General features: G+C 56.4%; 21 protein-coding genes. 6 read left to right on the top strand and 15 right to left on the bottom strand.

Features of this window, described 5'->3' with window-relative positions; all coding sequences use genetic code 11:
- From dsrA to N902_RS16480, 13 genes are all read right to left on the bottom strand, one after another.
- Positions 1-1317: a dissimilatory-type sulfite reductase subunit alpha gene (gene dsrA, locus N902_RS0104960; protein ID WP_027370030.1), complete on the bottom strand. Its 1317-nt coding sequence runs from the start codon at positions 1315-1317 to the stop codon at positions 1-3.
- 212 nt (positions 1318-1529) lie between these two features.
- Entirely contained in the window at positions 1530-2156 is a 627-nt protein-coding gene (locus N902_RS0104955; protein ID WP_027370029.1) for a tetratricopeptide repeat protein, read from the bottom strand.
- Positions 2157-2216: 60 nt separating this feature from the next.
- Positions 2217-2567: a hypothetical protein gene (locus N902_RS16495; RefSeq protein WP_034621630.1), complete on the bottom strand. Its 351-nt coding sequence runs from the start codon at positions 2565-2567 to the stop codon at positions 2217-2219.
- A gap of 4 nt (positions 2568-2571) precedes the next feature.
- Positions 2572-3282, bottom strand: a complete 711-nt coding sequence (locus tag N902_RS16490) for a YkgJ family cysteine cluster protein (protein WP_034621673.1) — start codon at positions 3280-3282, stop codon at positions 2572-2574.
- A gap of 338 nt (positions 3283-3620) precedes the next feature.
- Entirely contained in the window at positions 3621-3842 is a 222-nt protein-coding gene (locus N902_RS0104940) for an ATP-binding protein (RefSeq protein ID WP_279614647.1), read from the bottom strand.
- Positions 3843-3912: 70 nt separating this feature from the next.
- The gene (gene dsrP, locus N902_RS0104935; protein WP_027370027.1) at positions 3913-5073 is read right to left on the bottom strand and encodes a sulfate reduction electron transfer complex DsrMKJOP subunit DsrP; all 1161 of its coding nucleotides are present in this window, start codon (positions 5071-5073) and stop codon (positions 3913-3915) included.
- Positions 5074-5082: 9 nt separating this feature from the next.
- Positions 5083-5856: a sulfate reduction electron transfer complex DsrMKJOP subunit DsrO gene (dsrO, locus tag N902_RS0104930; RefSeq protein WP_027370026.1), complete on the bottom strand. Its 774-nt coding sequence runs from the start codon at positions 5854-5856 to the stop codon at positions 5083-5085.
- Positions 5846-6235 carry a sulfate reduction electron transfer complex DsrMKJOP subunit DsrJ gene (dsrJ, locus tag N902_RS0104925; protein WP_027370025.1) on the bottom strand — a complete coding sequence of 130 codons (390 nt, stop codon included), beginning with the start codon at positions 6233-6235 and terminating at the stop codon, positions 5846-5848. The genes dsrO and dsrJ overlap by 11 nt, the downstream gene beginning before the upstream one ends.
- A gap of 3 nt (positions 6236-6238) precedes the next feature.
- Positions 6239-7846, bottom strand: coding sequence for a sulfate reduction electron transfer complex DsrMKJOP subunit DsrK (dsrK, locus tag N902_RS0104920; protein WP_027370024.1), 1608 nt, complete (start codon positions 7844-7846; stop codon positions 6239-6241).
- A gap of 3 nt (positions 7847-7849) precedes the next feature.
- Positions 7850-8842: a sulfate reduction electron transfer complex DsrMKJOP subunit DsrM gene (dsrM, locus tag N902_RS0104915; protein ID WP_027370023.1), complete on the bottom strand. Its 993-nt coding sequence runs from the start codon at positions 8840-8842 to the stop codon at positions 7850-7852.
- 51 nt (positions 8843-8893) lie between these two features.
- On the bottom strand, positions 8894-9442 hold the full coding sequence (locus tag N902_RS16485; protein ID WP_051564315.1) for an RsbRD N-terminal domain-containing protein: 549 nt from the start codon (positions 9440-9442) through the stop codon (positions 8894-8896).
- 329 nt (positions 9443-9771) lie between these two features.
- On the bottom strand, positions 9772-10638 hold the full coding sequence (gene htpX, locus N902_RS0104905; protein ID WP_027370022.1) for a zinc metalloprotease HtpX: 867 nt from the start codon (positions 10636-10638) through the stop codon (positions 9772-9774).
- Between the two features lie 75 nt (positions 10639-10713).
- Complete coding sequence (locus N902_RS16480; protein ID WP_051564313.1) at positions 10714-11172, bottom strand: Hsp20/alpha crystallin family protein; 459 nt, start codon at positions 11170-11172, stop codon at positions 10714-10716.
- Positions 11173-11550: 378 nt separating this feature from the next.
- Here N902_RS16480 and N902_RS0104895 point away from each other — a divergent pair, with 378 nt between their 5' ends.
- The 5 genes from N902_RS0104895 (at position 11551) to N902_RS0104875 (ending at position 16514) form a co-directional block, all read left to right on the top strand.
- Positions 11551-12720, top strand: coding sequence for an aminotransferase class I/II-fold pyridoxal phosphate-dependent enzyme (locus N902_RS0104895; protein WP_027370021.1), 1170 nt, complete (start codon positions 11551-11553; stop codon positions 12718-12720).
- 3 nt (positions 12721-12723) lie between these two features.
- Positions 12724-14016, top strand: coding sequence for a homoserine dehydrogenase (locus N902_RS0104890; RefSeq protein WP_027370020.1), 1293 nt, complete (start codon positions 12724-12726; stop codon positions 14014-14016).
- A gap of 72 nt (positions 14017-14088) precedes the next feature.
- Positions 14089-15297, top strand: coding sequence for a cofactor-independent phosphoglycerate mutase (locus N902_RS0104885; RefSeq protein ID WP_027370019.1), 1209 nt, complete (start codon positions 14089-14091; stop codon positions 15295-15297).
- Positions 15294-15731 (top strand): acyl-CoA thioesterase, encoded by a 438-nt coding sequence (locus N902_RS0104880; RefSeq protein ID WP_027370018.1) that lies wholly within the window; start codon positions 15294-15296, stop codon positions 15729-15731. Before N902_RS0104885 ends, N902_RS0104880 begins: the two co-directional genes overlap by 4 nt.
- 270 nt (positions 15732-16001) lie before the next feature.
- A complete protein-coding gene (locus tag N902_RS0104875; protein WP_027370017.1) occupies positions 16002-16514 on the top strand; it encodes a hypothetical protein in 513 nt (170 codons plus the stop codon).
- Positions 16515-16542: 28 nt separating this feature from the next.
- Here N902_RS0104875 and N902_RS0104870 read toward each other — a convergent pair whose 3' ends face one another.
- Both N902_RS0104870 and N902_RS0104865 read right to left on the bottom strand, forming a co-directional pair.
- Positions 16543-17202, bottom strand: a complete 660-nt coding sequence (locus tag N902_RS0104870; protein ID WP_027370016.1) for an HAD family hydrolase — start codon at positions 17200-17202, stop codon at positions 16543-16545.
- A 32-nt stretch (positions 17203-17234) separates the two neighbouring features.
- Positions 17235-18572 (bottom strand): YcaO-like family protein, encoded by a 1338-nt coding sequence (locus N902_RS0104865; protein WP_027370015.1) that lies wholly within the window; start codon positions 18570-18572, stop codon positions 17235-17237.
- Positions 18573-18680: 108 nt separating this feature from the next.
- Between N902_RS0104865 and N902_RS0104860 the strand changes: the two genes are divergently transcribed.
- A complete protein-coding gene (locus N902_RS0104860; RefSeq protein WP_027370014.1) occupies positions 18681-18890 on the top strand; it encodes a dodecin family protein in 210 nt (69 codons plus the stop codon).
- Positions 18891-18984: the final 94 nt, after the last annotated feature.

Raw genomic sequence — 18984 nt, 5'->3', positions numbered from 1 at the left:
TTAGCGTTGATGGCGTTTCCTGAAATCAGTGATGTCTTGACTGAACCCACCGGGCACTTCTTCTTCTCTCCAGAAGATGTAGGGGTTGTGCCGCGGCTCTTGAACGTGCTGGGCCAGGGCCTTCAATCCGGTCATATCCAGAAGCTTCTGGAATCCCTGCCGCTTGATCAGCTCGCCCAGGCGTTCCCGGTTCTTGCCTTCTTCCATCCACCAATCCCAGATATTCTCGATGACTTCCTTGATGTCGTCGTAGGGCTCTTCCACCTTCATGAACGGTACGAGCATGGAGCTCATCTGCGCGCCGTCCAGGATGGGGGCCTTGGCCCCGACCAGGATGGACAGTCCCTTGTCCTCGCCGGGACGCAGAGCGCGGGGCATGACATTGATGCAGTGCATGCACCGGTTGCATTCCTTGTCGTTGATCTTCAGCTGATCGCCTTCCATCCACATGCATTGGGTCGGGCACCGATCGATGACTTCCTTCTGGATGTCGAAGGGACCCCAGTCCCGGCCGGAGTGGGCGCCGCCGTTGGGAGGAAGCTCTCCGCCCACATAGGCCTTGACCGCTTCCTGATCGATGCGGATGTTGTCCCTCCAGGTCCCGAGAAAGGACATGTCCGCCCGGGCAATGGCAGCCACGCAGCCGTTGGGGCAGCCGTCGAACTTGAACTTGAACTTGTAGGGGAAGGCGGGACGATGCAGCTCGTCCTGATATTCGTGGGTCAGCTGGTAGCAGAGCTCCTGGGTGTTGTAGCAGGCCCACTCGCAGCGGGACTCGCCCAGGCAGCAGGACGGGGTGCGCAGGTTGGAGCCTGATCCGCCCAGGTCCTGATCCATCTTGTGGGTCATCTCGTAGAAGATCTCTTCCAGCTGCTCGGTCCGGGTACCCAAAAAGATGATGTCCCCGGTGGAACCGTGCATATTCATGACCCCGCTGCCGCGGAAATCCCACAGATCACAGATTCTGCGCAGATAATCGGTGGTGTAGTACTTGCCGTTGGGCTGATTGACCCGGAGGGTGTGGAAATGGGCAACCCCGGGAAACTGCTCGGGTTGGTCACAGTACCGGCCAATGACTCCCCCGCCGTAGCCGAACACACCGACAATGCCGCCGTGCTTCCAGTGCACTTCCTTTTCCTTGTAGGACAGCTCAACAACGCCAAGGATATCCTCAACGCAATCGGTGTCGATCTGATATTCGACATTGTCCGGGTTTTCTTTCCGATGCGTGGCCTGCCGCTTCAAATCGGACACAAAGCTTGGCCATGGCCCGCTCTCAAGCTGGTCCAGCAAAGGGGTTTCATGCTTGAATGCCATTACTCAGCCTCCTTCTCGTAGTCATAAGGTTTTGGAGTACAAAACAATTCCAACATCTATGGTAATCTCGGCCTCATGCCATGGAGTTTGTGATATTAGGGACAAGATATGGGCTTTGTCAAGGCCCAACACGACTGAGGACCCAAAAGGCGCGGGTTTTCAGCCTCCCGAATCACTCGTGATCGACCGGGCACGGGCCGGAGTTGCCGCCACTACTTCCGGTACGGCTGGAGTTCCTGCAGGATATCGTCCGGCATCTCATAGCCGTACTTGATAGCCAGATCACAATTCTCTATCGCCTGGTCGTAGTCCTGCAGCTGGATATAGGCTAAGCACAGATTGTTATAGGCTGGACCAAAGGTGGGCTGCTCCGTGATCACCTGCCGGCACTGCTCAATGCAGCCGTCAATATCCCCTTGCATCAGGTAGGCGCTGCCCAGGGTGGACCTGGCCTGGACAAACTTCGGATCGAAGCTCAGAGCCCGGCGCAGGGCAGCCACTGCCTCGTCCACCTTCCCCAGCTGCATCTGGACGAAGCCGATGTTTCCGTGCGGAACCGCAAACCTGGGCCGCAGCTCTGTGGCCTTCTTGTTGAAGCTCAAACAGGTCATCAGGTCCCCATTGCGCAAGGCCAGTCCGCCGAGCTGAACATAGGCCTCAGCCAGATCAGGCGTCAACTGAATCGCTGTCTTCAGCTCCTGCTCCGCCTTCTCGTATTCGCCTTTTCCGATGAGCACGCAGCCGAGATTGTAGTGGGCAACCCCATCCTGCGGATTGTCTTTGAGCTGCTGCTGCAGCGTTTGCAAGTATTCGTCTACGCTTTGATACTGTTCGGCCATGCATTCTCCCGATCGGATAGCAGCCGGCTCCGGCCGCCACCTCAGTGGTTACAGTCCCAATCAGTCTTCCCACACCATGTCCGGGGTCATGTTCCGCTTGTCCAGCTCCTTGGCGTACCACAAGCAGAACTCGAATATGCCCCGGTAGCGATCGTCGCGCCCGAATATGCCCATGCAGAACTCATGCACCCCTCTGTTGTAGGCGCTGGTTCGTTTCTGGACCTCGTTTTGGGCAAAATATTCCTCGTACAGCTCCTGTGCCGTGCGCCGGGTCGCCTCAGTCCGAATCTCTATCGGGTGCTTGGGCTCCTGGAACGGATCCCATTTCTCGAACCCTATGCGATCCACAAACCTCCGGCGGCGCGCGGACATCCGCTCATATATCGCCCTCTTCTGAACTTCTTTATCCATTCGATCAATCCTTCTCCACCGGGCCCAGGGTCCATTCCGCGGCCTGACTCTGGATATGCTCCTGGGCATGCACGATCCCCAGATAGTCATCGTCGTACTCAGTAAGCAGGGCCATGGAAACGGGCACCATGACCTCAGCCAGCTTGTCGTATTTTGTGGGCATGGAAGCGACCATGCGCTGGCTGATATCCAAGAGCTTGTCCTGCAGTCTGTCCATGTTGATGGACGGATAGGACTTTCCGGGCTCAAATCCAGTCATTCCGCAGGTTCGAACCTGTCCATGGATCTGCAGAGGAAGGCCGTAGACCCGGCATGTCAGCGGGCGGTGCGCGTACAGGACACAGGCATTATCCTCAGTGAGCAGGGGACAGCGTACCCTTTTGGCCCCCACATCCCGGAAGATTTCCTCAGTCTCCACTCCTTTCTGCTGCGCTTTGTAGGCCTGATGCTTTATCCTGTGGATCTCTCGGTCGGCCCGCTCCGCACGTTCGAGCACCTGTTTTTTCTTTTCCTGGTCCAGATTGGCGTGAAAGTGTCTGTTCAAGGCCATAGCCTCAACCAGGGTCAGGTCGAACAGGGCGTAGCAGCACTCACAGCACCCGGGCTGACAGCGGACTTCCTGCGGATACTGGGCCTGGATCTGTTCGAAGGCTGAATCCAGCCCGCGCACGATCTTGTCATATTCGTCAAAAAAAGGAGACAGATCAAATTGCATAATACCTACCTCGTAGCCGAATTTTGATCTGCCAAGTTTGCCTGAAGGGGTATGAGCAGTCAACTCTGAAATCTCAGACCTTCCAACCGGCTACTGTGCTATAAACTTGAAATCCTTGGCGATGGCCTCCAGCGGAAGGGGCGTCATTGGTTCAGGGGCCGAAAAACGGCGCATTCACCTCTCATCACTGGTTCTTCGACCCAGCCTGTGTTCTTTTGTAATTCCACTTCCTGTGTCAAAGAGCCTCGTCACTGGCCCTGCACATTGAAAAGCCCCTGATATGGGTCCATATCAGGGGCTTTACTCATCTTGTCTGCAAATGCAGGCAGTGGGTCAGCCTAGTCGACTTCCAGGGTGATGGCGTCCTGCTCACAGGTTTCAACACAGGACTCGCACTCAAGGCATTCGTCCTCGTTGACAACAACAGCCTTGTCATCCTGCATTTCCAAAACATCTGCTGGGCAGACGTCGACACATTCACCGCAGCCAATGCACTTTTCTTCATCAATTGTAATTTTAGGCATGATTGCCTCCTCATGGGAATAATGTTGAACAAATATCTCCTTATCCGATGCAAAATCGCTTGTACGCCTTGAGTCATAATTCGTTCATCGGCGTTTGGCAAGTGACTTATGCAGAGCCTGTCTCCTTTTTGACCCCGATAGCTATCTTCCACAGAACAGTCAGAATCAACAGACCGGTGGCGTAAATCATGACCGAGATCATTATTTCCGGAATTGTCGGCGCGTACTCGGTTATGCCCTCGAACGGGTTGGGAATAAAGCCGCCGACAACCAGCCCCAGCCCCTTGTCGATCCAGGTCGCGGCGATCAGCAAAATCAAGCCTGGGACCAAGAGCTCCGGCTTCTGCCGGAACTGAGGGGGGATGAGCAGCACAAGGCTGAGGAGGGCGCAGACCGCCATGACCCACATCCAGCCCACTAAGCTGCCGGCTCCGTGCAGTCCGGTAAAGAGGTAGGCCAGGGTATGCGTATGACCCGGAATATCGCTGTAAAAAGCAGTGAATACCTCAAGCAGGAAGAAGAAGACGTTGATCACCATGGCGTAGGTGATGATGGTGGCCAGGGTCTGAACCGCCTTTTCCCCCGGGTCGTACTTGGCGACCTTCTTGGCGATAAGGGCCAGGATCAGCAGAATGGCCGGTCCGGAGCAAAACGCCGAGGACAAAAACCTGGCTGCCAGGATGGCGGTCAGCCAGTAATGCCGACCGGGCAATCCCTGATACAAAAAGGCTGTCACGGTGTGAATGCTCACCGCCCAGACGATGGACAGATACACCAAGGGCTTCACCCACTTGGGATGGGACAGCCCCTTGTGCTCAGCATGCAGATTGGACCACCCGATGACAATGTTCAACAAGAGATACCCGTTTAGAACGATCATATCCCAAAAAAGGATGGAGTTCGGGGTCGGGTGCAGGACCACGTTGAACAGACGCTGCGGCTGCCCCAGATCGACAACAATAAATCCCAGGCAGACAATGACTGCGGCTATGGCCATGAACTCACCCAGGATGACCATCCTGGAGAACTGCTTGGCATTGTGCAGGTAAAAGGGCAACACGAGCATAACCGCTGAAGCAGCCACCCCAACCATATAGGTGAACTGAGCGATGTAGAATCCCCAGGAGACATCCCTGGTCATCCCGGTTACCGTCAAGCCGTTCACCAGCTGAAGGAGGTAAAAGATGCTCCCTATCCCCATGACGGCCAAAAGAAAAATTATCCAGGCCCAGTAGCGCCTGTCCCCTTGTAATGCCTTTTCGAACATATCCGCCCCCTAAACTATGTAGAAAACACAAGGATTGGTGCCCAGCTCAACTTTGCGCCGAACAGTAAAATTCTCCCGCAGGACCTTGCGGATCTCAGAATCCGGGTCAGAGAGATCACCAAAGATGAGGCCCCCATTTGAGGCCTCGACGCAGGCGGGCATCTGTCCCTGCTCCAGTCGAGCGGCACAAAAAGTGCATTTTTCGACCACCCCCCGCATCCTGGCGGGAAAATCGGGATTCAAATTTTGCACATAAGGCTTTGGATCGCTGAAATTGAAGCTGCGTGATCCATAGGGACACCCGGCCATGCAGTACCTGCACCCGATGCACCTGTGAAAATCCATCATGATGATACCGTCTGCCCGCTGAAATGTGGCCTTGGTCGGACATACCCGAACACAGGGGGGGTTATTGCAATGATTGCATAACAAAAGAAAATCTTGCTGTTCATAACGCTCAGCCAGATACGGATTCGAACTACTGGGAAAAACTTGCTCGAAATGATCAGTCCATATCCACTTGATTTCTTCATTCCCTTGGATGTCCGGAACATTGTGCGTTTGGTGGCAAGCTTCGATGACCCTTTGGAAATCTTCCGGCTTGGTGAACTTCCGGGTATCGATGACCATGCCCCAGCGCTTTCCAGTGATCTGACCTTTTGTCGGCACATATTCGACATCTGCAGGGGTATAGGCCTGCAAAGACAGGGGAATGCCGCCACTCAGGCCCAAGGCAGCACTGATCCCGGCAATTTTGAGAAATGTTCTCCTGTTATTGTCCATTGGCGACCTCCTCAGGCGCTATGTGACAGTCCCAGCAATATGGGCTCACAGCCGCTTTGTTGTGGCACTCGTCGCAAAAATTGACCTTATCCGTATGGCAGTCCATGCAGGTTTTCTGCAAGCTGATCTCCATACTTTCTCCGGAGGTGCTCACAAACGTGGTCAAGCCTTCTCGGACAGACATGTCCCGCCACGTATTCAAGAGCTCCATGTGATTGGTCCGCATCCATTGAGTAGGCTCAATACATTGCTGAGAGTCCTCCGGAAGAACTAAATCTGGGGGTTCGTATGAAGCCTGTCCCAGGTTGTACCAGAAGGGAAAGGTGATCAATAAGAGGAAAATGATCAATCCGGTGAGGATCTTACCACTGTCGTACATCGCTTACCCCTCCTTCCCTGGCAAGGGTTCACCGCGCAGGTCGGTCTCTCGTTCCTTTTCGCCGCGCATGACCAAGGCATTGGCCACCAGCTCGTGCACACCAGTGACATCGACTCCTGGGACCCAGTACTCCATCAAAGGCGGCAGAGCAGCTCGGTCAATGGCGCAGATGCAGGAGAGCATGTTCACTCCATACTGTTCTTGCACGTGTTTGACAGCATTAGCCCGGGGCATCCCCCCGCGCATGCGCATCTCCATAAATTCCTCATTATTCAGTCCGGACCCGGATCCACAGCAAAACGTCTGCTCCCGGATAGTCTGCTCCGGCATTTCATAAAAGTTGTTGCACACGTTTTTGATCACGTACCGCGGCTCTTCCAGAAGCCCCATGGCCCGCGACGGATTGCAGGAGTCATGGTAGGTGACATTCAAGTTATCGTTGCGGCTTGGATCAAGATTTAACACCTTATTTTTGATCAGATCGGCGGTGAATTCGGTGATATGGACCATCTTTGTGGACCGGGCATTGGAAAATACAGTCCCGGTCAACGGATTTCTGGGCACATCCAAAAAATCGGCCGGACCATTCATGGTGTCCATATACTGGTTGATAACCCGCCACATATGACCGCACTCACCGCCCAAAATCCATTTCACCCCCAAGCGTTTGGCTTCGGCGTAGATTTTGGCATTAAGGCGTTTCATGGCTTCGGCCGAAGTGAAGAGTCCAAAATTCCCCCCTTCCGACGCATATGCACTCATTGTATAATCCAGGCCCAGCTCATGAAAGAGCATCAAATAACCCATGAAGGTATAGGTGCCCGGGTCAGCAAAATAGTCACCAGACGGAGTAACAAATAAGATCTCTGCTCCCTTTTTATTGATGGGCGGATCGATCTTAACCCCGGTAATGTCCTCAATATCCTCGCACATGAAGTCAACAATATCCTTAAAAGTGTGCGGAGGAATGCCCAAATGGTTTCCTACTCTGAAACAGTTGGCCACCGGCTCCATGACCCAGTTGATGTTCAATCCCAAGAGATTGAGCAGTTCCCGGCCCATCATAGTTATTTCAGCCGTGTCAATGCCATAGGGACAAAACAGAGAGCAACGCCGGCATTCCGAGCACTGATAGAAATACATGAACCATTCTTTGATCACATCTTCTGTCAGCTCCCGGGATCCGCTCAAGGACTTGAGTATCTTGCCGGCCATGGTGAAGTCCCGGCGATATACGGAACGCAGCAATTCAGCCCGCAACACCGGCATGTTTTTAGGGTCACCGGAGCCTATGAAATAATGACATTTGTCTGCACATGCCCCGCACCGGACACACACATCCATAAAGACCTTTAACGAACGATACTTGTGCAACCGCTCCTTAAAACCCTCATAAATAATCTCTTGCCAATTCTCAGGCAGTTTCCAATCGTCGTCCTCAGGGGCCCATTGCCTGGGATTGGGAAAATCCAGGATCTTAAGATTTTTGGGATTGGCCGGATAACTATATACCCCAGGCCGGAATTCTGCCGGAACTTCCATCCACGGCTTGCGCGGCGGAGTGTAATCAATACTCGCTGCGAGTGTATCGGCTGCTGGCAATTTGGACATACTCTACTCCTTTTCCACTGGAAGGCCTGCTTCTTTCATCTGTTCGCGGTATTCGTCTTCCCATTCTTGATATGTATGGACCTTCACCGGATGATTCCAGGGATTGATATGTCGCTGCATCCGGTTGTTATTGGCCAGATTGCGGGTTGGGCTCAAAAACACCCCGCCCAGGTGCATAAGCTTGCTCATAGGAAAATATACCAGCAAAGCAGAGACGAGAAACATGTGAATGTAAAAGATGACTCCAATACCTTCAGGAACAGAAAAATTGAGCGTAGCCAACCCCATGGTCAAGGTCTTGATATCCATAACATCAGTTCGGATAAAGTAGCGCATGAGGATTCCGGAAATCACAATAGCCAGAATCAGAAAAAGAGGGAAATAATCTGCGGGCAGGGAAATATACCGCAGTTGGGGAACCACCACCCGGCGCAGGAAAAGATAGGCCAAAGCCGCAAGAATGACAATCTCGGTCAGGTACAGGGTGGGAACACCGATTTGGAGTATCCCGTCCAGCTTGTCCAACCATTCAAAGGGCATGGGTATTGGCTCGGTGAAAAAACGCATATGCCGAGCCACAATGATAAAAAACGAATAATGGAAGGCGATAGCCCCCAGCCACAGCCATTTTGATGAGCCATAACTGAGTTTGGGGCCTTGGGAAAGCTGTGTTTGCGTGTTCCGAAACAGGGACCTGAAAAGAAGGATTTCCAGGGCCATCCGTCCGACGGTTCCGGCTGTGGTTGAAGGATTGTCCAGTTTCGATTGCTTAATCCAGGGCATGGTTTCTTGTTGTCCACCGGTTGTCGGAATCCGAAAGGGAACCGCTGAACGTCCCCAGTCCAAAATTCGATAGACAAACCCGACCAAAAAAACCACCACAGCAAACAGAGGGATGAACACACCGAACAGGGTGTGCCAACCCAGGGCTCCGGCCCCGATAAGGGGAATAACTACCAGAGCCAGAACTAAAAGCAGGGAGTAGAGAACGTTCATAGTGGCTAACCTCGCTTCCTGTTTGTCCTTAGCGTTTCCATCAACCAGCCCTTACGTAACGGGATCCGGCGAATCTGAAACGGTCCAGTCAACGCCTGCTTTCTTGCGCAGCAGATTTTTGGTCCTGTGCTGCGCCTCTTTTGCTTTAAGCTCCCAAATTTTTTCCCGGCAGTGGACGAAGGCTTCAAAAGCCGTGAGCATCAATTGGTCGATCTTGGCGTCAAATCCTGCCAGCTCGTGCAGCAGGTCCTGATCCCGGATCTGGGTACCCACGACTTGGCGGACGATGTTCTTCAGCTGCAGAAAACACCCCACAGCTGCGGAGGGAGTAAAATCCTGCACCGCCCTGACCCGGATGATCCCATCCACTGCTGTGTACAGAGCATCTGAGCTCTGCTCCTGCAGGAGCTGGGTAAAGATGCTGTCCAAATCCCGGGCCAGGTTTGCTCCGATGGGGTTGGCGAACTGGTCCTTTTGGGACGTCAGGAACTCGGATGTCTTGGGAGGGTAGGTATTCACCACGCCCTGAAGCCAGGCCTTTACGATCTGCTTGCGGTTTCTTTCCAAAAGAGCGGTGAATTCTTGGTCTCGAGCGGCCATTGTGGGTCGTCTTCCTTCATCAGGCCATTCTTGGCGCAGGGAGCGCCGAGATTCTGAACGTTATTTTTTTCACGAACCGGCATGCATGTCCCGGGGCTGACTTGCCCCCTCGGCCATGGGCTTTCGGCTCTGCTAGGCGCGGCTGAAAACAGACATACAAAACGGTTGAATTCATAGCCCTAAGTTTCGCTCAATGTCAAGAGAAGCTCACAGGCCGGAATTCGCCTCCCGGTGGAAAAAGAAAAGGCACGTTCCGTCCGGAACGTGCCTTGTGTGGTCTTGGGCTGGTATCCCCAAAGAAGCCTGCGGTACAGGTTGTTTCGCTGTGCTTAACCGCCCTGCCCTCCCTGACCGGACATGGCCCGCAGTCTTTGAATTCGCTCCTGAACCGGGGGATGGGTGCTGAACAGATGGGCCATACTCCCTCCGCTGAAGGGATTGACTATGAACATATGGGCCGTGGCCGGTGTCCCGCTTTGCATGGGAATCCGCCTGCTGTAGGCGTCGAGCTTTTCCAGGGCGCTGGCCAGGGATCGCGGGTCTCCGGCCAGCTGAGCCCCGGTCTGGTCGGCCAGGTACTCCCGGGAGCGGGAAATGGCCATTTGAATCAGCATGGCGGCGATGGGGGCGACAATGGCCATGACGATGGCCACCAGGGGGTTGCCTCCGCCCTCCTCGTCATTTCCGCCCATGCCGAAGATAGCCGCCCATTGCAGCATGTTGGAGACAAACATGATCACGCCGGCCAGGGTTGCGGCCACAGTCTGGATCAGGATGTCCCGGTTGCGGATATGCCCCATTTCGTGGGCCAATACGCCTTTGAGCTCTTCCATGGTCAAAAGCTGCATGATCCCTTTGGTGACCGCGACCACTCCCTGCTTGGGCGTTCGTCCGGTGGCAAAGGCATTGGGCGCCTCCTGGGGAATGATGAAAACCCTCGGCTTGGGCACTCCAGCCCGCTGCGCGAGCTCGGCCACGATCTCGTGCAGCCTGGGCGCATCGGAGGGGCTGACCTCCTTGGCCTTGTACATGGAAAGCACAATGCGATCCGAGTACCAGTAGCTGCCCACGTTCATGGCAATGGCAATAATGAAGGCCAGGACAAGTCCTCCCTGACCGCCGAGCATCTGGCCGAAAAGCAAAATGATTGCTGTGAGCAGTCCCAGCAGCAATCCAGTCTTGAGTTGATTGGTCATCGTGATCACTCCTGCACACACCGTGCGGTGCATCCTGTTTTTTATTCTCTGAGCGGCCCGGCAGGCCGGGCCGGCTTACTCCTCATCCACAACTTCAATCCGCTGCTTCCTGTCGCCGGCATCCATCTTGCCGATGGTCACAGTCAACAGCCCGTTGACAAAGGTGGCCTGGATCCTTTCCGGATCTGCCAGCTTGGGCAGGGCGAAACGCCGGGCAAAAGGCCCGTAGGATCGTTCCAGGACCTGATACCGGCTTCCATGGGCATCCTTAAGCATCCGCCGCTCCCCGTAAACATAGAGCTCACGGTCCTTTATCTCCAGATTGATCTGGTCCCGGTCCATCCCCGCCAATTCGACTTGAACCACATAGCTTTCCGGAGTTTCGAATGCGTCCGTGACCGGTTGCCACAATGCAGTGCGGTCCCTGTCCGTCTGCCGGGCGTCGAAACGTTCCCGCACATCATCCATCAGCTTGTCCATCCTTTTTTTCATTCCCTGAATCTCCAGCCATGGGTCCATTGTATGTTTGGCCATATCCCCAACTCCGAACCGATTTCAAAACTGCAACCAGACACGCCATCTCCCGGATTGCGGAAGATTGCACCTTCACCGAATCACACAATCTGTAAGCAGTCTGAAAAAAAAGTCAACGCCGGACCGTCTCAGTACTGGCTCCCTGCCAAAAAGAGGCACACAAAAGAACCGGCGGACTCTGCACATCCACAGACAGCCTCGGAGTACCGATATCTGATTGACACAAGCCAGGCATCGTCGCTACAAACGATCAAGCCTTTGCCCGCAGACCCTGATGCATGCGGGAAGGAGCGTGCGCGGCTGGACGCACTGAGATGCAGCGTGCAGTCCACTACAATGATCAGTTCACATCCGTCCTAATTTCCAGGGGAGTTCACTATGCACCAGTTCCCCCGCATGCAGCGGCTACCTCCATATGTCTTCGCAGTGGTCAACGATCTGAAGATGGAGCTTCGGCGCAAAGGCGACGATATCGTCGACCTGGGAATGGGCAACCCGGACATTCCCACTCCCCGGCATATCGTGGATAAGCTGATGGAAGCCGCGCCAAAAGCTGTCAATCACCGCTATTCCGCTTCCAGGGGGCTGCCCAATCTGCGCCGGGCCATCACCGACTGGTACGCCCGCAGATACGATGTGGACCTCGATCCGGAGCGGGAAACCGTGGTCACTATCGGGGCCAAGGAAGGTCTCTCCCACTTGGCGCTGGCCATGCTCAGCCCGGGGGACGTGGTCTTTGTCCCGGACCCAACCTACCCCATCCATACCTACAGCGCGATCATCGCCGGCGCGGACGTCCGGCGCATACCCATCGGGGTGGATCGGGACTTCTTTCAGGACCTGCTGTCTGCAACCCAGCAGACCTGGCCCCAGCCCAAGCTGCTGATCCTCTCCTTTCCCCACAATCCGACCACAGCGGTGGTCGATCTGCAGTTTTTCCAAAAAATCGTCGACTTCGCCAAGGAACACAACATCTGGGTGATTCACGATCTGGCCTATGCCGATCTGGGCTTTGACGGCTACACCCCGCCCAGCTTTCTGCAGGCCGAAGGCGCCAAGGATGTGGGCGTGGAGTTCTTCTCCATGTCCAAAAGCTATTCCATGGCCGGCTGGCGGGTGGGATTCTGCTCCGGGAACCCGGATATCGTCCATGCCCTGACCCGGCTCAAGAGCTATTTGGACTATGGCATTTTCCAGCCTATTCAAATCGCGTCCATTGTGGCCTTAAACGAGTCTCAGGACTGCGTGCAGGAGATCGTGGACGAGTATCAGTCCCGGCGGGACAGCCTGATCAGCGGGCTAAACCGCATCGGATGGCCGGTTCAGCCGCCCAAGGCAACAATGTTTGTGTGGGCCAAGATACCGGAGCAGTTTCAGGACATGGGCTCAGTCGAGTTTTCCAAGCTGCTGCTCCGGGAGGCCAAGGTGGCAGTTTCCCCCGGACTGGGCTTCGGCCACTTCGGGGATCAGTACGTCCGTTTCGCCCTGGTTGAGAATCGACACCGCACCAATCAGGCCATTCGAGGCCTGAAAAAGGTCGTGAGGTAATACATGGAGGATACGGGTATCCGCATTGGACTCGCCGGATTCGGCACAGTTGGCAGCGGGCTGCTCCAGATCCTGGAGAGCAACCGGAGCTGGATCACCAAGCGTCTGGGCGCGGAGCTGACAGTGAAGACCATACTGGTCCGGGATCTGCAAAAGTCCAGGTCCAGCCTTCCGGATGCAGACACAACCTTTACCGCCAGAATGGAGGATCTTGTCCATGACCCGGAGCTGGACATCATCGTCGAGCTTATCGGGGGCCAAGACGACGCCTACAGACTGATCAAGAACTCCCTCCTGGCGGGGAAATCCGTGGTCACGGCCAACAAGGCCCTGCTGGCCGAGCACGGCCCAGAGCTCTTCGAGCTGGCCGCAGCCAGGAATCTGGGGCTGTATTATGAAGCCAGCGTGGCCGGCGGCATCCCCATCGTCCAGACCCTGAAGGAAAGCTTGGCCGGGAACCGGATCAAGTCCCTGACCGGGATCCTGAACGGCACGGCCAACTTCATCCTTTCGGAAATGACCCACAAGCAGCTGGGCTATGAGCAGGCCCTGGCCCTGGCCCAGGACAAAGGGTACGCCGAGGCGGATCCGGCCCTGGACGTCGACGGCCTGGATGCAGCCCACAAGCTGACGGTGCTCATCCGTCTGGCCTACGGTCAGGACTACCCCCTGCACGAGCTCCCGGTGCATGGAATTCGAGATGTTGATCAGTACGACATCCTGCGGGCCAAGGACTTCGGCTATGTGCTCAAGCTCATCGCCCAGGTCAAGGAACAGTCCGGATCCTTGCAGGCCGGGGTCTTTCCGGCCCTGGTCCGTTCCGATCACATGCTGGCCAAGGTAGATGGTCCGTTTAACGCCGTTCTGCTCGAAGGCAATGCCGTGGGTCCGATTATGCTCTACGGCCAGGGAGCCGGGGATCTGCCCACGGGCAGTGCTGTTCTGGCCGATATCATGACCCTGGTCAACCGCAAGGCATTTTACAATAACACCGGCTTTCTGGACCTCTCCATGCCCAAGGCCTCCATCCTCCCGCCGGAGCTCACCTCGGCCAAGCATTACTTCCGGTTCACGGTCCAGGACCGCCCAGGGGTCCTTTCGGTCTTGTCCGGAATCATGGGCGAGCACAACATCAGCATCGCCCAGGTGGTCCAGAAACAGGAAGCCAACGGCCAGACCGTGCCGGTTGTCTTCTTGACCCACACCGCCCAGCTCAAAGACGTCAACTCTGCTGTACGCGAGATCTCCGGACTGGACTTCATCAAGGCCCCCACTGTGCATTACCGGCTGCTGTAGCCAAGAAACTGGGATCAAAGACTTCCCGACAACCCACCGGCTTTGGCAGACCAAAGCCGGCCGCGAGACACTATGCCCCGAAAGCTTCTGATCCTGATCGCCGACGGCATGGGCGATTATCCGGCCCAAGAGCTGGACGGCCGCACTCCGCTGCAGGCGGCCCGGACCCCGAACATGGATGCAGCCGCAGCCCAGGGTACGGTAGGCACCTGCCGGACCATCCCTTCGGGCATGCCGGCCGGTTCGGATATCGCCAACATGGCCATCATGGGCTACGCCCCAAAACGGTATCACACCGGCCGGGGGCCCATCGAGGCCGCAGCCCAGGGCTTGGACTGCGCACCTTCGGATCTCATCTACCGCCTGAATCTGTGCACAGTCTCCGAGCTCTCCCCGTCCGGTCTCATGCTCGATCACAGCGGCGGCCACATCCAGAACGAGGAGGCCCTGAACCTGCTTCAGGTCCTGCGCACCGAACTGGACACCGACCAGGTCCAGATCATCCCCGGATTTCAGTATCGCCACCTGCTCAAGCACACGGATGGAGTCGGGACCCTTGAAGCCGGGCTGGATCTCGTGCCCCCCCACGACATCCTGAACACGCCTCTGGCTCCGGCCCTGGAGGTTTATGCCCGCAGTCCGCTCTTGGATTCCATGATCCACCGGGCCCACTCCATCCTGACCTCGGCATGGAACCAGACCCAAGCGAACGCCATCTGGCCCTGGGGCCAGGGCCCTCCTTTGGCTCTGCCCTCTTTTGCACACACCTTCGGCCTCAGAGGCGCGGTCATTTCAGCCGTGGACCTGATCAAGGGGCTGGGCCGGGCAGCGGGCATGGACGTCCTGGACGTTCCCGGAGCCACCGGGCTGGTGGACACCAACTACCAGGGCAAGGTCCAGGCCGCACTGAACTTTCTGGAGCATGGCGACTTTGTCTTTGTTCACCTGGAGGGCCCGGATGAATGCGGCCATGCCGGAGATCTGGATTGTAAGATCCAGGCCATCGAACGCTTTGACGAGCACATCGTCGGGCCGGTTATGCTCGATCTGGCCCGGATGGAAGGCGCCGTGTGCATGGCCTGCGATCACCTCACCCCGGTAGGGGTCCGGACCCATACGACAGAACCGGTGCCCTTCTGCTTTCTGGACAGCAGGCAGATCCAATCCGGAGCCCACGAGGGATTCAGCGAAGCGGCGGCCGCGGCAGGGGATGTGCACCTGGAGGCCGGGCATTTGTTGCTTCCCTATCTCCTGGACCGCATGCAGGAGGCGGACGGATGAGACAGGACACGTTTCCCAGCCCGGAAATCTGGTGGCCGCACCAGGTATCCTTTGGCGAAACGGACGCCATGGGGGTGGTCTACTACGGAAACTACCTGCACTGGTTTGAACAGGCCAGAAGCCACTTCATCCGCCAGCTGGGCATGAGCTATACTGAGATAGAGGCCCGCGGGGTCAGCCTGCCGGTCCGGGAGGCCTTTTGCCGCTACCGGGCACCGGCCCGGTTCGAAGATCTGATCCGGATCAGGACCGGCATCGGGTCCTGGGGCCGGGCCTCACTGACCTTTCACTATGAAGTCTACAACACCACAACAAACAATACATTCATGACCTCCGGCTACACCCAGCATGCCTGCATCGGCCCGGAGGGAAAGCCGATTCCGGTACCGGACTGGCTCAAGGACCTTATTTTAGGAGCGCAGCCCCAGGGTTGAGGCCATGTATCCATGACGGTCGATTCCAATGCACATGCGAGCTTGATGTATTTGTTCAGGATGCCTTGTCCAGTTAGGCGCTGAAGGCCTCCTGATCCTGGCTGCTTGATTATTTTGGCTCTTCGACACAAAACGTGGAATTGTCTACATAAGAGTTTGCCGTCTCTTCTGTGTGCCGTGAGCGGCAGGCCCACACAGAAACTGGACAAGGCCCCCTGAACTTTGGGAAGGGGGCCTGAACGATCACAACCTTATTCGCGAGCCTGGTTTATGAAAAAGCTTCCCCTTTCCCCGGTGCAGATCACACCCCATTTCGACCTGGAGACATTTATGATCCTCTCCGGCCAGCGCCGCATCAGCGGGGATCAGGCCCAGGAAATCGAGCAGCTGTGGCAGAAGCTGTTCACCCATCTCCGGGCCTACCGCCTGGGGCAGAACAAGGGCTACATCCTTATATACCTCACCCCGGAGGCTGAGAACACCCTGCACCAGGAACAATCGTCCGGCACTGAGCATGGGCACAATGCCCCATTGGTGGCCCAGGCCATGCTCATGGCCGCGTTGCTGGAAGCAGTTCCCGAGGCCTCCCTGGGAACCTGCGCCCCGGTTCCGGAACCAAACAAGATTCTGAAAAACTCCCTGGCCGAAGTCGGGCTTGAGTTCTCCAACTCCGGACAGCTCAGCGTCCAATACGGAATGCTGACCAGACTGCCCTTTCGCAGCAACTGCGAGGAGTGCTACCTCAAGCCTTCCTGCCCCAAGAAGATCATGGAGGGGAACTGAGTCCTCCGGCTCCAAAGCAGAAGCACTTTTACCCCATGAGCTTGACCACATCCAGGGGGTGGGCAGCTACATAAAAAGCCTCGTGCTCTTCGAGTTCCTCTCTGGTCCGGAATCCCCATGCGGCCCCGACAGCTTTCATCCCGGCCCGGCGCGCCGCCTGCATGTCAATATTGCTGTCGCCCAGGTACAGGCTGCGTTCCGGAGCTGCCCCACAGGCCTTAAGGGCTACGTGCAGGCCGGCCGGATCGGGCTTGGGAGGCAGATCCTCTGTCTGCCCTGCAACAACGGCAAAAGGCACATGGGGAAAGAAGGCCTGGATGCAGGCCAAGGTGGGTTCGTGCGGTTTGTTGCTCACCACCCCCATGGGAACACCCTTGTGCATCAGGGCCTGCAGCAGGTCCTCGATTCCGGGATAGGGTCTGGTCGTCTCCCGCCACCGCCGGCTGTAGACCTGCCGAAAGGCCTGCACCGCTTCTTGGACAGCGGCTTCTGAGGGCAAAGGCCCCGGCAGGGCCCTGGCGGCCAGCATGTGCACCCCGTCTCCGACAAAATACCGGTAGTCATCTTCAGAATGCACCGGGCATCCCCGCTGTTCGAGAACCTCGTTCATGCTCGCAGTCAGATCGGCTATGGTATTTAACAGGGTGCCGTCCAGATCGAAAAGCACCGCCTCATATTTATCGGACATGATAATCTCCTTGGGACAGGATGAAGGCCCTCTTACCCGGCGGCGTTCCCGGACCCGGAGTGGAAAAAACTGGCCGCGATCCGCTTGTACTCCTCCCCTTTCCAGGCCGTGGACGGCTTGGTCCGCTCGCTGGTCAGGACATCGCCGGGCAGGAAAGGCAAAAAATCCGAGATCCCGGGCATGATCACCCGGACCACAGGAAAACCGATAACCGGATGGGTGTGATCAAGGACAATGCAGTCCGTGTCCAGCCGGCGGCAGATATCCTTAATAGACGCCAGCTCCTCGGCCATGTCCCGGGCCTTCCATTCCCGATACTGGCACATCTCCCCGCGATCCAGAAAAGACACGTCTGTGGGAGAAACCCCGCATTTCATGAGCAGATAATAGGAATTGACCTCGGACTTGGGCCGAACCGGCTGATCAAGCTGAGCCCGAACCGCCTGCAGGGACTTTTTGCCCTGAATCCCTTCGGTAAAGCATCGACTCAAGGCCTCCCGGCTGTGAAAAGCGGCCCCGGGGATGAACGTCCTGTATTCCAGCCGGTCAGGGGGCAGGTTGCGGTTGGTGTACACCGCGGCAAGCACGGGGAAAAGCCCGCCGAAGGACAGGTCCTTCAGGGTGACCTGAACATTGTTGGCCGCATAGAATGCGAGCATCTCATGGACTGACTCATCCTCAATGGACTCCGGGTCGATGCTCGGCACCTGGTCCTCCCCCCTGACCACCCGGATCTGGGTATGACGCTCAAAGACCTCGCAGGCGGCCTGAACCAGGGCCTCCTCCAAAACGTTTCCGGCCGCGATGCCGTTGGTTCCGTGGATATAGGCCGCGAACTTCATGGGAACCTTGACTTTCTGCTCCTGGAGCAGTGAGTACCCGTCCACCCAGTGCCCGGCCATCTCCGAGTCCTTGATCTCCTGCACCTGATCCGGCCTCAGATGGGTCTGCCCGGACAACAGATCCTCGATTCGAATCAGCGGTCCCTGGATGTGGTCCTGATGCCCCTGCACATACCCGTCCATCCAGGCGTAGTTCAAAAAATCCCGGGTCCTGGCCTCATACAGGGCCGGAAGATGAAACCTGACCTGTTCCTCGAAGGCCGGATAGTAGAGGCCGGCGCTGAGCCGTTCCGCAAGCTCGGCATAGGCGCTGGTCTTGGCCAGCCTGCTGCTTTTTCCCTTGCCTTCACAGATCAAATGCAGGGATTCGATCCATACCCGCCCCCAGTACAACCCCTTTGAGGCCTGTACCCCGGAATACTGGGCGGCGAGCCCCAGACGATCCAAGCCGTTTTGGATTCGATCCAGAGTGTTGTCCGGAACATCGCATTTGTAGAACTCGTTGCGGACCCGATTCGTCAGCTGCATGGATTTCCTCTTTGCCTGGTGTTTGACATACGTTTTCCAGCCGGGTTATAGATACAATACGCATAAAAGTGAAGATCCGTGCGTATCCCTCAACCAAGGAGGTAGACCATGGCCGGAAGTGTGTACAAATTCATCGATCTGGTCGGAACCAGCCCCACGTCGTGGGAGGAGGCAGCAAAAACAGCGGTGGAGACGGCAGCCAAGACCCTTCGGGAAGTCAGGATCGCGGAAGTCAAGGAACTGGATATGAAGGTTGAATCTGGCAAGGTGTCTCTGTACCGGGCCAAGGTCAGGCTCTCCTTCAAGTACGAAGGATAGCACCGAGACAGCCGGGGGAGACATCCCCCCGGCTGTCTTTCTTAATCAGGGCAAAAAGTTGTTTGGTTCCTCGACGTAGCCTGTGGATTCTTGG

It is taken from the genome of Desulfovermiculus halophilus DSM 18834 (genome assembly GCF_000620765.1).
Classification (GTDB): Bacteria; Desulfobacterota; Desulfovibrionia; order Desulfovibrionales; family Desulfothermaceae; genus Desulfovermiculus; species Desulfovermiculus halophilus.
This window is presented reverse-complemented; position numbering and strand designations above follow the sequence as displayed.

Bases quoted from the DNA above. Each gene is read 5' to 3' on its own strand.
- dsrA (WP_027370030.1), bottom strand. From the start codon at position 1,317: ATGGCATTCAAGCATGAAACCCCTTTGCTGGACCAGCTTGAGAGCGGG.
- N902_RS0104955 (WP_027370029.1), bottom strand. From the start codon at position 2,156: ATGGCCGAACAGTATCAAAGCGTAGACGAATACTTGCAAACGCTGCAG.
- N902_RS16495 (WP_034621630.1), bottom strand. From the start codon at position 2,567: ATGGATAAAGAAGTTCAGAAGAGGGCGATATATGAGCGGATGTCCGCG.
- N902_RS16490 (WP_034621673.1), bottom strand. From the start codon at position 3,282: ATGCAATTTGATCTGTCTCCTTTTTTTGACGAATATGACAAGATCGTG.
- dsrP (WP_027370027.1), bottom strand. From the start codon at position 5,073: ATGTTCGAAAAGGCATTACAAGGGGACAGGCGCTACTGGGCCTGGATA.
- dsrO (WP_027370026.1), bottom strand. From the start codon at position 5,856: ATGGACAATAACAGGAGAACATTTCTCAAAATTGCCGGGATCAGTGCT.
- dsrJ (WP_027370025.1), bottom strand. From the start codon at position 6,235: ATGTACGACAGTGGTAAGATCCTCACCGGATTGATCATTTTCCTCTTA.
- dsrK (WP_027370024.1), bottom strand. From the start codon at position 7,846: ATGTCCAAATTGCCAGCAGCCGATACACTCGCAGCGAGTATTGATTAC.
- dsrM (WP_027370023.1), bottom strand. From the start codon at position 8,842: ATGAACGTTCTCTACTCCCTGCTTTTAGTTCTGGCTCTGGTAGTTATT.
- N902_RS16485 (WP_051564315.1), bottom strand. From the start codon at position 9,442: ATGGCCGCTCGAGACCAAGAATTCACCGCTCTTTTGGAAAGAAACCGC.
- htpX (WP_027370022.1), bottom strand. From the start codon at position 10,638: ATGACCAATCAACTCAAGACTGGATTGCTGCTGGGACTGCTCACAGCA.
- N902_RS16480 (WP_051564313.1), bottom strand. From the start codon at position 11,172: ATGGCCAAACATACAATGGACCCATGGCTGGAGATTCAGGGAATGAAA.
- N902_RS0104895 (WP_027370021.1), top strand. From the start codon at position 11,551: ATGCACCAGTTCCCCCGCATGCAGCGGCTACCTCCATATGTCTTCGCA.
- N902_RS0104890 (WP_027370020.1), top strand. From the start codon at position 12,724: ATGGAGGATACGGGTATCCGCATTGGACTCGCCGGATTCGGCACAGTT.
- N902_RS0104885 (WP_027370019.1), top strand. From the start codon at position 14,089: ATGCCCCGAAAGCTTCTGATCCTGATCGCCGACGGCATGGGCGATTAT.
- N902_RS0104880 (WP_027370018.1), top strand. From the start codon at position 15,294: ATGAGACAGGACACGTTTCCCAGCCCGGAAATCTGGTGGCCGCACCAG.
- N902_RS0104875 (WP_027370017.1), top strand. From the start codon at position 16,002: ATGAAAAAGCTTCCCCTTTCCCCGGTGCAGATCACACCCCATTTCGAC.
- N902_RS0104870 (WP_027370016.1), bottom strand. From the start codon at position 17,202: ATGTCCGATAAATATGAGGCGGTGCTTTTCGATCTGGACGGCACCCTG.
- N902_RS0104865 (WP_027370015.1), bottom strand. From the start codon at position 18,572: ATGCAGCTGACGAATCGGGTCCGCAACGAGTTCTACAAATGCGATGTT.
- N902_RS0104860 (WP_027370014.1), top strand. From the start codon at position 18,681: ATGGCCGGAAGTGTGTACAAATTCATCGATCTGGTCGGAACCAGCCCC.